13 protein-coding genes are annotated in these 15,859 nt (G+C 34.0%); 3 read left to right on the plus strand and 10 right to left on the minus strand.

The genetic code is table 11. The features are described from left to right. Position 1: 1 nt before the first annotated feature. From MKX65_RS22085 to MKX65_RS22130, 10 genes are all read right to left on the minus strand, one after another. Positions 2-1,141, minus strand: a complete 1,140-nt coding sequence (locus MKX65_RS22085) for a glycosyltransferase family 4 protein (protein ID WP_340905629.1) — start codon at positions 1,139-1,141, stop codon at positions 2-4. Continuing rightward, positions 1,138-3,522 (minus strand): glycosyltransferase, encoded by a 2,385-nt coding sequence (locus MKX65_RS22090; protein ID WP_340905630.1) that lies wholly within the window; start codon positions 3,520-3,522, stop codon positions 1,138-1,140. The genes MKX65_RS22085 and MKX65_RS22090 overlap by 4 nt, the downstream gene beginning before the upstream one ends. Beyond that, positions 3,506-4,630 carry a glycosyltransferase gene (locus MKX65_RS22095; RefSeq protein ID WP_340905631.1) on the minus strand — a complete coding sequence of 375 codons (1,125 nt, stop codon included), beginning with the start codon at positions 4,628-4,630 and terminating at the stop codon, positions 3,506-3,508. The genes MKX65_RS22090 and MKX65_RS22095 overlap by 17 nt, the downstream gene beginning before the upstream one ends. 18 nt (positions 4,631-4,648) lie before the next feature. Further along, positions 4,649-5,596 (minus strand): glycosyltransferase family 2 protein, encoded by a 948-nt coding sequence (locus MKX65_RS22100; RefSeq protein ID WP_340905632.1) that lies wholly within the window; start codon positions 5,594-5,596, stop codon positions 4,649-4,651. A gap of 21 nt (positions 5,597-5,617) precedes the next feature. Next, positions 5,618-6,775: a UDP-galactopyranose mutase gene (gene glf / locus MKX65_RS22105; protein ID WP_340905634.1), complete on the minus strand. Its 1,158-nt coding sequence runs from the start codon at positions 6,773-6,775 to the stop codon at positions 5,618-5,620. 3 nt (positions 6,776-6,778) lie between these two features. Beyond that, positions 6,779-8,026 carry a flippase gene (locus MKX65_RS22110; protein WP_340905635.1) on the minus strand — a complete coding sequence of 416 codons (1,248 nt, stop codon included), beginning with the start codon at positions 8,024-8,026 and terminating at the stop codon, positions 6,779-6,781. A gap of 9 nt (positions 8,027-8,035) precedes the next feature. Further along, positions 8,036-8,647, minus strand: a complete 612-nt coding sequence (locus tag MKX65_RS22115; RefSeq protein WP_340906364.1) for a sugar transferase — start codon at positions 8,645-8,647, stop codon at positions 8,036-8,038. A 104-nt stretch (positions 8,648-8,751) separates the two neighbouring features. Beyond that, the gene (gene galU, locus MKX65_RS22120) at positions 8,752-9,639 is read right to left on the minus strand and encodes a UTP--glucose-1-phosphate uridylyltransferase GalU (RefSeq protein ID WP_340905636.1); all 888 of its coding nucleotides are present in this window, start codon (positions 9,637-9,639) and stop codon (positions 8,752-8,754) included. Positions 9,640-9,986: 347 nt separating this feature from the next. Further along, entirely contained in the window at positions 9,987-11,729 is a 1,743-nt protein-coding gene (locus MKX65_RS22125; RefSeq protein ID WP_340905638.1) for a phospho-sugar mutase, read from the minus strand. A 194-nt stretch (positions 11,730-11,923) separates the two neighbouring features. Then, positions 11,924-12,106, minus strand: coding sequence for a hypothetical protein (locus tag MKX65_RS22130; protein ID WP_340905640.1), 183 nt, complete (start codon positions 12,104-12,106; stop codon positions 11,924-11,926). 191 nt (positions 12,107-12,297) lie between these two features. On the opposite strand from MKX65_RS22130, the gene manA reads away from it, so the two are divergent. The 3 genes from manA (at position 12,298) to MKX65_RS22145 (ending at position 15,568) form a co-directional block, all read left to right on the plus strand. Further along, the gene (gene manA / locus MKX65_RS22135; RefSeq protein ID WP_340905642.1) at positions 12,298-13,245 is read left to right on the plus strand and encodes a mannose-6-phosphate isomerase, class I; all 948 of its coding nucleotides are present in this window, start codon (positions 12,298-12,300) and stop codon (positions 13,243-13,245) included. A gap of 162 nt (positions 13,246-13,407) precedes the next feature. Continuing rightward, on the plus strand, positions 13,408-14,688 hold the full coding sequence (locus MKX65_RS22140; protein ID WP_340905644.1) for a flippase: 1,281 nt from the start codon (positions 13,408-13,410) through the stop codon (positions 14,686-14,688). Further along, positions 14,642-15,568 carry a glycosyltransferase family 2 protein gene (locus MKX65_RS22145; RefSeq protein ID WP_340905646.1) on the plus strand — a complete coding sequence of 309 codons (927 nt, stop codon included), beginning with the start codon at positions 14,642-14,644 and terminating at the stop codon, positions 15,566-15,568. The genes MKX65_RS22140 and MKX65_RS22145 overlap by 47 nt, the downstream gene beginning before the upstream one ends. Positions 15,569-15,859 lie beyond the last annotated feature (291 nt).

Below are 15,859 nucleotides of genomic sequence, written 5' to 3' on the forward strand. Positions count from 1 at the left end.
TTTATACCAACTCCATTTCCTTCTTTTTCGCGGAATAAGCATCAACTACAAACTTTTCAAACTCTTCCCTAAATCTTTCTGGAGAGAATTTTACCGCATGTTCTCTTATATCAGATGGATTATATTTATGTTGTACTTCTTCAAAGGTATCAATTGCCTTAATAATACTGTCCTCTGTCTGTTCTTTAAAAAATACACCAGTAGGTTGTTCATGTTCCAAACCCTTTACAGTTTCTAGTGCTCCACCTTTTCCGAAAGCAATAACGGGGGTTCCACATGCTTGAGCTTCTACTGGAGTAATACCAAAGTCTTCTTCAGCAGCAAAAACAAATGCCTTTGCTCTTTGCATATGATCTTTTAACACAGAGAATTCTTGATATCCTAGTAATGTCACATTTGAAGTAGCCTGTTTCTTAACCTTTTCAAAGTCGGGCCCTTCTCCTATAACTATAAGCTTTTTAGATGGCATCTTCGCAAAAGCTCTAACAATTAAATCTACCTTCTTATAAGGAACCATCCGAGAGGCTGTCAAGTAAAAATCTTCCTTCTCTTCTTTTAAAACAAAAGAAGAAACATCTACCGGCGGATAGACCACTGAAGCTTCCCTTCTATAAACTCTCCATATACGTCTTCCAATAAATTTAGAATTGGCGATAAAGTAATCTACGTTATTCGCTGTCCGATAATCCCAGTTACGAATAAAATGCAAAATGGTTCTAGCAAGGTACGCTTTTATCCCCTTCTCCAAGCCAGACTCTTTTAAATATTGATGCTGTAAATCCCATGCATATCGGATGGGTGAATGAACATAAGAGATATGAACTTGGTCCGGACCAGTAATAATCCCCTTTGCCACAGCATGAGAACTCGAAATTATCACATCAAACTCAGAAACATCTAGTTGCTCAATTGCTAAGGGCATAAGCGGAAGGTATCCTCGGTATTTCTTCTTTGCAAATGGCATTTTTTGAATAAAAGATGTTGTAACATTTTTATTTTTAATAAATCCTTTTTTATTTTCATCCAGGAATTCCACCAAACTGAATAAATCAGCTTCCGGATATATGTTTAAAATTTCTTCAAGTACTTTTTCAGCGCCTGCATAAGTAACTAGCCAGTCATGTACAATTGCTACTCTCATTTTAACACCTCTTTAAGAACTCTTATGATCTCACTAGCTGTATTCTCCCAGCTAAATTTATTAACATGAGTTCTTCCCTTTTGAATCAGACTAGCCTTTAATCCCTCATCGGTTAATACCATTAAAATCTTCTCTGACATATCTCTTTCGTCAAGAGGATCAAAATAGACAGTTGCATTCTCACAAGCCTCTGGAATAGAGGCTTTATTTGAGACAGCTGTAGGGCATCCTACTGCCATTGCCTCTAAAGGTGGTAGACCAAACCCTTCATATAACGAAGGAAATACTAATAAGTCAGCTTGTTTATAATAGCTAATTAAAACGTCATCCGGAATAAATCCAGTAAAAACAACTCTTTCACCTAAAGCTTCTGCCATTTTGGATACTTCAGTATCACCGGTAATAAAACCTTCCTTTTTCCCCACAATGACTAAGTTATGGTCAATAGTATCTTTAATTAATTCGAATGCTTTTACTAAGGTTACTAAATTCTTATGTGGTTTAACATTACCTACATAAAGTATATAAGGTAATTGAGATACCTTTTGGTTATTATTTGAGTTATATAACTCCTTATCAACACCGTTTAGTATGGGTATGACCTTACTTTCATTAATCCCAATGAATTTAACTAATTCATTCTTGGTAAATCTAGATACTGTAAATACTTTGTGTGCCCTATATTTTAAGGAAGTAAATAAAAGCTTGGCATAAAGCTGTTTTACGCCCTTATTATACTCTGGCATTGCCAAATGGAACACATCATGAACTGTAACTATAAGTTTTCCATCAAAAAATAATGGAATATTATAATGCGGTGACCAAAAATAGTCGTATCTACCATAAATCTTCAAGATAAAATCTATTTGCTCTTTAATCGAATATATCGAGCTATTACTTTTAATAAAGGAAACATTCTTCATTTTATTAAAGGCAGTAGAAACATCATTCTTTGGATCAGTAATAAGATAGAAATCAACATTGTTAAATTTCTTTACAATTTTAGGGACAGTATTTTTTATATAAGTTCCTATTCCGGAGTGTTCCCACATCCTTATATCAATAACAAATCTTCTCTTTGTTATGACTGCTTCTTTCCTTAAAACCGAATAAAAAGTGACAATTAAAGAGATATGTAACCAAAGATACGGACGTAAAATATTTTGGTTAAACTGCAAAATTATTAAAAGGAATACAAAAGAATAAACCAAACCTTTAAGAATTCCTTTGATCTCATTTGACAGACGATCACTTAGTAATAGAGGCTTTATGATTAATAACGCCATAAACAGTCCAAAGAAAATATAACCAATTGCACCACTTGCAGCTAACACCTCTGAAGTTACATTCATTCCCTCAAATTGACCAGCTACCGTTTGATCTGTAACAACAATATTATGGAGATCACCGATAGCAGATGGTATGCCACCTAGGCTATAACCAAATATCGGACTTTCTACGAAGGTCTGCAAAGTATAAATCATAAAGGTAATTCTAGTACTTGATGAGTGTGAAGCAGTTCCAAATAAACCTAAACCCTCAAATAGAAATTTAAAATCCTTAAAATCGAATAAAAGGAAGAAAAGCACACTACCTAATAACAATAGTCCAATACTAACAATGAATAGTTTAAGCATAGTTTTCTTATCAGCTTTTTTGCTTCTAATATATAAAAAAGGATATCTTAAGATCCAAAGCATCATCACAATGTATCCCATACGAGAAGAAGATAATATTAATGCTAAGGTAGTAAATGCAACTGTTAATATTAGAAATCTTCTATCAAGAATCGCAATTTTCTTCTCCAAAAGATATAGGGAAAGCACCCAACCTGTAATTAAGTAAGTTGCATAATAGGAAGGTTCGTAAGAGAATCCATTAATCCGTGGTAATCCATTAGGCCACCACTGTGTGATAAAAGGGGGTTCCAATCCAACTAATGATAGGAAAAACTGAAGAAGACCATAAAAGCTAACAAATAAAAAGGAGAAAAGATAGATACTTAAAAGCTTCTTTAAATCTTCCTTGGTCTTAAATAAATTTACAGTTGTAACAACAACTAATACATAGAATATTAGCCAAATTGCATACCCAATATTTCTTAAGATAAAGTTTGTATTAGGTATAAATAAAACAATAAAGAATGTCCATATCAATAGAGGTATAAATGCAGCTGGAAGTACAAAGATCTTTTCTTTTAGCTGTCTTAATACAACAACGCCCATAGGTACTAGTAATAAAAGTAGCGCTAAGCGGACGGTGAAGCCTTTGATATCAATTATTAAAAAAATATCAAAAGAAATAAAGAGCATAGCTAAATAGAAAAAGCTTTTAGACAGCTGTACATTTCGATCAATCATTGTTTTAAACATTTTTAACATTAGCACCACCAGTAAGCTTTTGAATTGTTTTTTTATAAATTTCAATATGCTTGTTCGCTACCTCAGACCAAGAGAGCACTTGTGATTTGTCACTTTTATTACTATTCCTTCTATGAACAGAGATTGCATCACTTAATTTCCCCTCATCATTTGGAGGCACAAGGTAAACTCCACCTTCATGCGTTAATCCTTCTCCATTATTACTTGTAGTAATAACGAACGTGCCTTGCATTCTAGCTGCAAGAATGGATCCATTTCTTTCTGTCGATCCTTCTGTAAAAGGGAATACAGCCAAGTCTGAAACTGATAGGTAATTAGCTACCTTCTCGTCCGATAAATAACCTGTGACAATAATATTTTCTTTCCATTTTGATTTTTCTATATATCTCTTTAGTTCTACGTGGTACGGATTATCAACATTAAATTCACACAATAAGATAAGGTTATCCTTTGTTGGATCAGATGCCTCTATTAATTGCTCAATCCCTTTTTTAGGCGTTATAAATCCAAAGTATGCAATTGTATTTTTATTAACATTGTCTATTCCAACTAATTTTTCTCGTATCTCTTTAACTTCTTTCTCAGAAAGAATTGCTTTTGGGATATTTGAAGAGATTGAGACATGGAATTTTTCGTTTTTTCTTAATAACCAATGATAAAATCTTGGCAGTTTTTCCATAAAGCCATTTTCCACAAATATTAATGTGCTTCTTACAAGAGCATTCGGCAAATATCTAATCCAGCCCTTTTTACTTAATGGCTCATGCCAAGTCTGTACAATTGGATAGCCTCCCGATAATCTCAAAACTAGTGGGATAATTGAAGGAGTCATATATCTCTCATAGCCTGTTGTAGGATATTGGATATGTATCAAATCAGGCCTTATTTCTTCAACAACTCGTTTAATTTCACTAAGACTACTCATATCCCATGTATTGATAATTGGGAAAACCCTGACATTCTTTAGGTCAGTTTTACAACTACTTGAAGTTAATACCGTTACTTCAATACTCGTGTTTTCTGCAAGGTGCGTAGCTAATAAATTTGTATAATCCCCAACCCCGCACTTTATCGGTGGGAATGAACCAGTAATAATTAAAATCTTCATTTTTCACCCCTATGAACGCTATTGCTTCACATTTTTAAGGTAGTGTATGGGATCAATAAATTTTCCACTACGGTTACTAATTCCATCCTTAAAAGCTTTGTTTAGATAACTCAACACAAAAAAACGATTATTCTTCCATCTGCTCTGAAGATAAATTTTAGCAACCATTTTCAAATAGACCATCGTCATTTTTAGGAGGCTTGCTATTAGAGAAAATCCCTTCAAGCTACTTTGGATCCAAAGCATTCTATTTCTAAAACCATAACATACCTTCCAAAAATTTCTAACATGATCTTCTACCGCATCTTTATCCTTATGGAATATAACAGCCTCGGTATTCAAAATTCCTTTACTAATACGAGTAATACGATGAGTATACTCAGTATCATCTAACCAAATAAAGAAGTCACTTCGAGGTAATCCTATTTTTTCTATTACCTTCTTTGAGATTAATGGTCCAACAAAAGCATTTGCATCTAAGGAAATCTCTTTATTTCCTTTGATTTCCTCTAGTGATAATGGAAAATCTGTTGTTAACGATTCATTTATTCTCTTATGGTGATAATTTTGAACTACTTTGGTTGTTTTATGTATGATTAAAGGAGCAACAAAGCCTACGTTATCATTATTCTCTGCTGTTTCTAACAACTTTTCTAGGCAATTGAGTTCTGGTTCAGCATCATCATCCATGATCCAAATCCAATCATATCCTTTATCGAATGCCTCTTTTGTACCAACGTAAAAGCCCCCTGCACCACCTAAATTCTCATCTAAGTGAATGGGGTGAAGATTACTTATAGAATTCTTTAATTCCTCAAGATACTCTTTTGTTCCATCTGAACTATTGTTATTAACTATAAAGATTTTATCGAGAGCTCTAGTTTGTTTAACTAGAGCTTGGATTTCTTCCTTTAATAGGTCTAACCTATTAAAGGTTACGATCACTGCACACACACTAGATTGCATGTATTAACAACTCCTAAATATCTATTCATTTTTTAAAAACTTCTCTCCAAATACCTTCAATGATTTTGCGACTACCATATCCATATCGTAGTACTGATACTCTGCTAAACGTCCTACAAAGATCAAATTATCGAATTTTTTACTTTCATTTCTGTAATCTCTGTACTTATTAAAGTTATCATCATTTTTTATTGGATAATATGGCGTATTTTCACCCGGAATATGCTCTTGTGAAAATTCTTTAACAATAGTAGTAGTTGCGCTCTTTTGGTTTGTAAGATATTTAAACTCAGTTGCTCTAGTAAAGCTATAATCATTAGGGTAGTTAACTGTTCCAGCATCTTGATACTTTTCTTGATTATAATTTTCAAATAGGAAATTCAAAGAACGATATGGGAGTTCACCATGCTTATAATTAAAGAAGTAGTCAATTGGACCTGTATAAACAACTTTACCTTTAAATGGCTGATTAAATAATTTTAGTTCTCCCGTTTCAAAATCCACTTCTAACACTTCTTTATAGTCCGTATTAAGCATCACTTTAATATTAGGATGATCTAACATATTTTCAAACAATTTAGTATATCCATGTTTTGGCATACCTTGAAACGGATCCTGGAAATAACGGTTATCCCTACTAATATAAACTGGAACACGACCAGTAACAGTTGGATCTAACTCTTCAGGAGAAATCCCCCACTGTTTAAGAGTGTATCCGAGAAAGACCTTTTCATAAATGAATTCAGCCAAAAATCTTAAATCCTCATCATCTTGCTCTCTTAATTTCAAGATAGGAACCTTCTGATTATAACCGTATTTCTCAATTAATTTTTGTTCCAATTTATCAGCTAAATGTTTAGGAAACATTTCATGAAGGGTATTAATATTAAATGGAATCGGCACTCTTTTACCATCAATGACACCTAAAACTTCATGATGATAGTGGTACCACTCTGTATAGTTAGATAAGTAGTCCCATACAGATTTTACCTTAGTATGGAATATATGAGGACCGTAATTATGAATAAGGATTCCATCCTTATCATATGAATCATAAGCATTTCCCGCGATATGGTTTCGCTTTTCAATAATTAATACTTTCTCATTTAATTGAGTTGCAATTCTTTCAGCTATTACACTTCCTGCAAAACCTGCACCAATAATTACGTGGTCAAACATAAGTTACCTCCAAAGATTAATTTTTTTATTATATAAATAACATCCCATACAAATCGTAACAAACAATTCGGTAACCACAAAACCAATTGCAGTACCTATGACTTCAAAATTCGGGACAAGAATTAATGCTAAAACTACACTAAGAGTACTCGCAATAATTAAGATTCGAGAAAATACTTTCTTAAATCCAAAAGTTAGCAGAGTTTGTACACCAAATACATTGCTAAGACCAATAATTAGTGGTAAAAAGGCTAGTATCTTTAGGATAACAACAGATTCGCCATAATTTGGACCTAGTACTATATCAACAATATGATTTGAAAAGAAGAAAATAATTATTGAAACTAGGCCAGTCACCAGCGATATTCCATAAAGCATCTTCTTAAGAAATTGAAGTGCTCTTTCTTTTGATTCAATTACCAGTTTATTTAAATGGGGATATACTGTTTGAGAAACTGGTGTGATTAGGCCTGTAGCAGCATTTATTAATTTCTCTGCACTCGCATAGTATCCAACAATAGTATTATTTGTAAACAAGCCTAAAATAAAAGTGTTACTTATGGTATATAAGCTAATTGCAACTGTTGAAAGGAATACATCTAAACCATCTTTGAGTTGGTAACGAATACTTTCTATGGAACTTAAACGGTATTTCACTCCAAATTTCAATCGAATAACAAATAGTGCAATAACTCCAGCAACTATAAACCCTATAGATTGTAGTATTGGAACCAAAATTAAATCTGATTTACCTTGAACAAAAATAAATATTCCGCTTGCAAAAACTAGCTTTGAGATGACGTTAAGTATACTAATAAATTTCATTTTCTCCATCCCCTGAAAAAACCACACAGGGAAGAGGACATTTCCTACCACCATTCCATAAGCCCATAAAAATAGTTCCACATCCTTAGAGAAGCGTGGAACAAGAGTAACTATAAGGAAATAACCTACAAATGAGATAACCATAATAAGTAATTTTGAATTCAAAACTGAATTATAAATTTCTTCTAACTTAGAATGATTATCCCTATTAATTGAGATCTGTCTAGTTGCGGTTAAATTAAAACCATAATCAGTAATGATAACAAAAAATTGTACGAATGCTAGGGCAAAAGCAATGACACCATAATTTGCTGGACCTAACACTCGTACTAAATAAGGCAATGTAAGCAATGGCAACAAAAAGTTAAATCCCTGTAGAAAGAGTAATGAAAAGAAGTTCTCTAACAATTTTTTCTTTGAAGACATCCTGTCCTCCTAAAACGCACCTTTTTTTAATAACACGACTTGTATAGTTTTGAATAAAATCTTTATATCTAACAATAAAGATTGATTATAAACATAGTATAGTTCTACACCCACTCGTTCAGGGTAGAGTACCTCACTTCTTCCGCTAACCTGCCAGTAACCTGTTACACCAGGTTTTACGGATAGAAAATCGCTTACCTTGTTACCATATTCGTCTAGTTCCTCGACTACTACAGGTCTAGGACCCACTAAACTCATTTCCCCTTTTAGGACATTGATAAGTTGTGGAAGTTCATCTAAACTTGTTTTTCTTAAGAATCTACCCGTTTTTGTAATACGAGGATCTTCTTCCGGTTCAAGCTTATAACTATTTTCTACATACTTTTTAAATAATATTTCATTTGCCTTTAATTTTTCTTCTGCATTAACAACCATAGAACGGAATTTAAAAATTTTAAATTCATTTCCACCTTCTCCGATTCTAGTTTGTCTAAAAATTACAGGCCCTTTATTTTCTCCAAATAAATACATCAGTGAAATTATTATAAAGAAAGGACTTGCTATTAGTAGTCCGATAGATGCACCTAATATATCAATACATCTCTTAATAAAGAGATACATATTAAATAGTGCTATTTCTCGGTTACTAGAATTATAAACCTGTTGTTTTTTAGGAATATAGTTAATTTCCTGTACACTTACTCTAGTATCCTGCATTTAATTGCTCACCCTTTCACCAAAGTACGCTCAAATACTTCTTTAAGGTATTCCAATACCTCTTCTCTAAGGTCTTCATGCTTTAAAGCAAAGTCGACCGTTGTTTTAATAAACCCTAACTTTTCACCCACATCATAACGTGTTCCTTCAAAATCATATGCATATACATCTTGAATTGCATTCAATTTTTGTATCGCATCTGTTAATTGAATCTCACCACCAGCACCAACCTGTTGCTCGCCAAGCAGGTCAAATATTTCAGGTGTTAACACATATCTCCCCATGATTGCTAAATTAGAAGGTGCTGTTCCAGGTTGTGGTTTCTCAACAAATGCACCTACTTTATACATGCGCCCACTCTGTTCGGCTGGATCAATAATTCCATAACGATGTGTATCCTCATCTTTAACTGTTTGTATGCCGATTACTGAAGATCCTGTTTGATCATACTGATTGATTAATTGCTTCAGAGATGGTGTATCTTTCCCTTCAACAATATCATCTCCAAGTAGAACCGCAAATGGCTCATCACCTATAAAGCTTCTAGCACACCATACTGCGTGACCCAAACCTTTAGGATCTTGCTGTCTAATATAATGAATGTTTGCTAGTTTAGAAGGTGCTTGGACTTTCTCTAAAAGCTCAAACTTTCCTTTTTCAGCTAGATTGTGTTCTAGTTCAAAAGCATTATCAAAATGGTCCTCAATTGCGCGCTTGCCTTTTCCTGTTACAATAATAATATCTTCAATTCCTGATTGAACAGCTTCTTCAATAATATATTGAATCGTAGGTTTATCTACGATAGGTAACATTTCTTTTGGCATTGCTTTAGTTGCTGGCAGGAATCTAGTTCCCAATCCAGCTGCTGGAATAATCGCTTTTTTTACTTTTTTCAATGAAACATTCCTCCTAGAAAAGATAAAATCAAATATATCCAATGATTAACAGTTTTTTTACATAAAAAATAGTAACATAGTCTCTTTTAAAACTTTGTCACATTTTGTCGAGTTTTTGAAGAATCATGATGAAAAAAAGAAATAATTGTTACAACGTTGTTAATTATAACATCTTAAATTAAATTGCCTAGATGTAACCTATGTTTTTATTTGTAAAATTATTTCCAATCAAGATGTAAAAATACACTTATTAATAATAATAAAGGTATTACTTTTGAATCAGTTAAAAAGCTCTCTTACTTATAAAGAGTAAAAGGAAGGGATACAATAGCATCCTTCCTCATGTTTTACTCGGCTATAATTTCATTCACTTTGCCCATTATAACATTTTGGATGGTTTGTAGCTTTTTATCGCTTAACTCCAAGCTATCAGCCTTTACTCCAAAATAGAACTTTGCCTTTGGCTCCGTTCCTGATGGTCTTAAACAGTACCAAGATCCATCGGAAAGATGATATTTCAATACATTTGAGTTTGGTAATTCTATTTTACTTTTACTGTTTGTTTGGACAGTTGTTTTAGTCCCAGCTTTGTAATCTTCAATTACCGCCACATCGATGCCTCCTACCTCTAGCAACGGTTCTGTTCGAAACTTCTCCATTATATATGAAATCTTCTCAGCACCCTCAATTCCCTTCAGAGTAATAGAGCTCAATGCTTCTTGGTAATAGCCATACTTCGTAAAAATTTCTAATAATCCTTCGTAAAGAGTTTTACCTTGTGCTTTATAAAATGCTGCGACTTCTGCCGCGAAGACAGCCGATTGTACTGCATCCTTATCTCTAACAAAATCACCAATTAGGTATCCATAACTTTCTTCATAACCGAAGAGAAACTCATGTGAGCCTGTTTGCTCAAACTCATAAATTTTCTCACCAATAAATTTAAACCCTGTTAAAGTATCTAATGTTTCTATGTTATAAGCTTTAGCAATATCTCTTCCAATCTCAGAGGTTACAATCGTTTTTACGACAACCCCATTAACAGGTAATTTTCCCTGTTCCTTCTTCTGAGAAAGCAAGTACTCAAGCATTAATGCTCCCATCTGGTTACCAGTAAGAACTACATACTCACCCTCTTGATTTTTAACAGCTACACCTAGTCGATCTGCATCCGGGTCCGTAGCTAATAAAATATCCGCATCCACTTTTTGTCCATATTTTATAGCCAATTCAAATGCTGCATGTTCTTCAGGGTTCGGGGATTCAACCGTTGAAAAGTTTGGGTCTGGAAGCTCTTGCTCACTTACCACAGTCACATTCTCGAAACCAAACGCCTTTAGACCTTCTCTAACTGCTATGTTTGCCGTACCATGAAGAGGTGAAAATACAATCTTAAGATCATTTGATACACTTTGTACAAGTTGCTTGTTTTGTTGAATCTTTTCCAAAGCAGCCGTATATGCATGATCAATTTGCTTTCCAATGTACGTTAATTGACCTTCTGTTAGCATGTCCTTTTCTTCAGTTACTTCTACAAGTAGCTCATCCTCTACTTCATTAACATAACCGATAATCTTATCAGCACTCTCAGGCGGAATTTGTCCGCCATCCTCTCCATAAACCTTAAAGCCGTTATATTCAGGAGGATTATGGCTAGCTGTAATAACAACACCAGAGACTGCATTTAGATATCTTACTGCAAATGATAACACTGGAGTAGGCCGTAGATCCTCAAACAAGTAAACTTTTATTCCATATTTCCCTGCAGTTTTTGCAACTTCTAATGCAAACTCTGGAGATTTATGGCGAGAATCATAAGCAATAACGATCCCTCTTTGTTTTGCTAATTCTCCTTGTGTTTCGATAAACTTTGCCAATCCTTCTGCAGCTCTTCTAATGGTATAAATGTTCATACGATTTGTCCCAGGGCCAATCTCCCCTCTCATTCCGCCCGTACCAAATTCTAAATGCTTATAAAAACTGTCTTCTAACACCTTTTGTGAATTTGAGAGCTTCATCAGCTGGTCTTTAAGCTCTACATTTAAACCTTCGTAATTAAACCATTTTTTGTATGTATGTTTCCAATTCATTTAGTTACTCCGTTCTGTTATTTTTGACCTATGTATTATACAAAAAATATCCTTATTAATCACCAATTTTTCTCAATAACTGTGAAGATTATCAAGAATATTACTTAAAATTCCCATAATATTCATAAAAAATTCAAAAAGCTCGTATCTCTGCTGATACGAGCTTCATATATTCATTCTCCATCCTTACTTTCCTAATTAACTTTTGCGATTCCAACCAATAAATATAGAATACATTGAATTGACCATATGAAGTAACCGACTCCACAAGCTACTACAATAGATACCAGATTAACCTGCTGTATAATTTCACACCATATAAGGGAAACCATTGTTACTAAGATATTTAATGTACCATTCCGAATAACCCAGTCCATTATCATCTCTCCGTATATATGTTTGATTATGAAATGTTCACTTGCTATTTATCCCTTACACAGTGTCCTTTATACATAAAATGAATATAGTTTATATTCCCCTTTATAGGCGAATTCAAACTTCTAGTAATTTGCACTTATAAATAGTTATAGTACAATAGGAGTACTTAATTTTTGGAGGCTTTTTACATATGAGAGAACCAATTTTTTTTAAACCTATTTTTCAAGAGAGAATCTGGGGTGGAGAACAACTAACATCATTCGGATATGATGTTCCTTCTTCAAAGACAGGAGAGTGTTGGGCATTCGCCGCTCACGAAAATGGGCAAAGTATTGTTAAAAACGGAGAATACAAAGGGAAAACACTCGGTGATTTGTGGAGCTCCAACCGTGAGTTGTTTGGTGGTATTGAAGGAGATCGTTTCCCCCTCCTAACAAAGATTTTGGATGCTAACGATGATCTTTCTGTTCAGGTTCACCCTAATGATGAATATGCCTATGCTCATGAAAATGGGGAATTAGGTAAAACTGAATGCTGGTATATTATAGATTGTAAACCGGGGGCAGAGATTATTCTTGGTCATAATGCTCAATCAAAAGAAGACTTTATTCAAATGATTGAGGAAGGAAAATGGGAGGAGTTACTTCGAAAGGTACCGGTAAAACCGGGAGATTTCTTTTTTGTACCTAGTGGTACGATTCATGCAATCGGAAAAGGGATTGTTATCCTAGAAACCCAACAGAATTCGGATACAACGTACCGCGTTTATGATTATGATCGTATGGACGACAATGGGAACAAAAGAGAATTACATATCACTAAATCAATAGAAGTATCGACCATTCCTCATCAACCAGCTAAAGTAGAAACAGAAGTTTCTCGAACAGATGACCTAACTGTGACAACCTTTGTCAGAGACCGTTATTTTACTGTTCAAAAATGGCATCTATCTGGTAGAGCTGAGCAACAACAAAATAAGCCTTTTCAGCTGGTAAGTGTGATGGAAGGGGCAGGAACACTTACGGTTTCTAACGGTGACCAGTTTAATTTTACAAAGGGGGACCATTTCTTATTACCTTCCAATTTAGGGGCGTTTTCTCTTGAAGGTAATTGTGAATGCATGGTGTCATTTTTATAGTACTTTTTTCGGCAATAGTCTTGGACTGTTGCCTTTTTGTTGCACAAATGAACCTCCTTCCTCTATTTGACTGTTATGTAGAATAAAGAAATGATAAAATAATCAAGTGTTTAAATATAAAGATTGATTAATCAAGCAATTAAAGGAGATTTATTTCAACTAATGTCCACCAAAAAAAGATTAGTAACCAACTTCTTATCCTTAGCTAGTGTTCAAGGTTTAAATTTCATACTTCCTTTAGTCACCCTGCCCTATTTATTGCAAACCGTAGGCCCAAGTAAGTTCGGATTAATTAGCTTTGCGCAAGCATTTATTCAGTACTTTATTCTTTTTACAGATTATGGATTCAACTTAGTGGCTACCAGAGATATCTCCTTAGCTCGAGATAATAAACAGCGATTGTCTACTATTTTCTCTACTGTCATGCTTATACGGACACTCTTGCTAATGGTTAGCTTCATCCTTCTGATCATATTAGTCCTTTTGGTTCCTAAGTTCCAAGGTGATAGCATGATTTATTTTATTACCTTTGGTATGGTTATCGGAAATGTCCTTTTTCCTATCTGGTTCTTTCAAGGAATTGAACAGATGAAGACCATTTCTATATTAAATGTCATCTCAAAAGGGATCTTCACAGTAGGAATTTTTATTTTCGTAAAGGACCCTTCTGAATATTTATTAGTACCTATTTTAAATACTCTTGGATCTATTGCCATTGGATTCATTGCCATATACATTATACTGACACGCTATCATATTCGCTTTATCAGACCTTCTATCCCAGATATAAAGAATCAATTAAAAGAGGGTTGGCATATATTTGTTTCAAATGTTGTTACTAGTTTATACACAACCAGCAATATATTTATTTTAGGTTTCTTTGCATCAAACACAATAGTTGGATACTACTCAAGTGCCGAGAAAGTAGTAAAGGCTGTATCTAGTGTAATTTCTCCACTAGTTCAAACCATATATCCTTATTTGAGTAAGGCATTACAAGAGTCGAGAGAGAGAGCTTTATGGATCTTGAATAAAATGTTCATAATCATTACTTTCGGAATGGGATTATTATCACTGATTGTAGGAATCTTTGCAGAGCCATTAGTAATCATTGGATTAGGTGAGGAATATATAGAAACCATTCCCTTACTTCAGATTCTCGCTCCTATGCCTCTTGTATTAGGTTGGGCAAATATCTTTGGTATACTAACGATGATTAATTTTGATTATAAAAAGGAATTATCACGAATATATATTGTTGCTAGTTTGTTTAGTGTTGTGTTAATGATCCTTCTGATTCCACCATTTAGAGAATACGGAACAGCATGGATTGCGATCCTAACAGAAACCTTTGCGACACTACTCATGATTGTCTTTTTATGGAGAAAAGGCGTTCATGTTTGGGCACCTAGAAAAAACAGAAAGGAACATGCTAATGGTTGAGGAACATGTGGCGGCCATCATGGTCACGTATAATCCAGAAGAAGACCTTGTAAATAACGTAAAATCTATCGTAAAGTCAGCTTCCAAGCTGATCATTATTGACAATGGATCAGGCACTGCTTCTTTAGAATATTTAAGAGAAGTAGAAGCTATTCCATCTGTGAAAGTTGTATATAATGGAATGAACAAAGGATTAGGAACAGCTTTAAATCAGGGAATCCTTTGTTATTTAGAAGATAAGCAGTACGAAAAGATAGATTGGATTGCAACTTTTGATCAAGACAGCAAAATTAGTGAGAACTTTTTCACTACCATGCTATTAGCATATGATTCGTTGCCTGAACAACATAAGGTTGCAATATTGGCTCCCAACTGGGTAGATGAAAACCTGCTTCATGAAGAAACCACAGAGAGCCCTCAAGCCTCTGCCATCACTGAGCCAAAAACAGTTATCACTTCAGGAAGTCTCATTAAAAAGAGCGTATTTAAAGATATTGGTCTATTCATTGAAGAGTACTTTATTGACTTCTTAGATATTGAATTTTGCTTACGTGCAAGGAAAAATGGGTATAAAATCATTATGGTTCAAAATGTATCGATGGTCCATAATCTAGGAAATACGAAAAGACATAACCTCTTAGGATCAAGAGTAATGGCAACCAATCATAACTATATACGCCGCTACTATATTACACGAAATCGAATTCTAACATATAGAAAGTATTCTAAGGGAGAAAAAGAGTGGATTAAAGAGGATATAAAGGCTACCCTAAAAGAAACGATTATTGTGTTATTATTCGAAAAAGACCGGTTACGAAAACTTACTAGCATGATCAAAGGATCCATTCATGGAATGATTGGAAAAACAGGACCTATGTAAAAACAGGGCTATCTCATCAGTTTATATTTAACTGTTAGAGATAGCCCTTTTATTAATCCAGATTAAGAATATTTGAAATAACATAATACAAACATTGAATTGTCCACACTAAGTACGATAGCCCACAGGAAAGGAGCAAATCAAAAGAAGTTCCAGATAACGCTTTCATAATCCAAATGCATGAAGCTATGGATACTATAAACATAAATGTACCGTGTCTAATTATCCAATCCATTGGACCACCTCATTATCTTCTATTTACTATATTTATTTGCTACAAAGATAAAATAG

This window comes from Robertmurraya sp. FSL R5-0851, assembly GCF_038002965.1.
In the GTDB taxonomy this organism is placed as follows: Bacteria; Bacillota; Bacilli; order Bacillales; family Cytobacillaceae; genus Robertmurraya_A; species Robertmurraya_A beringensis.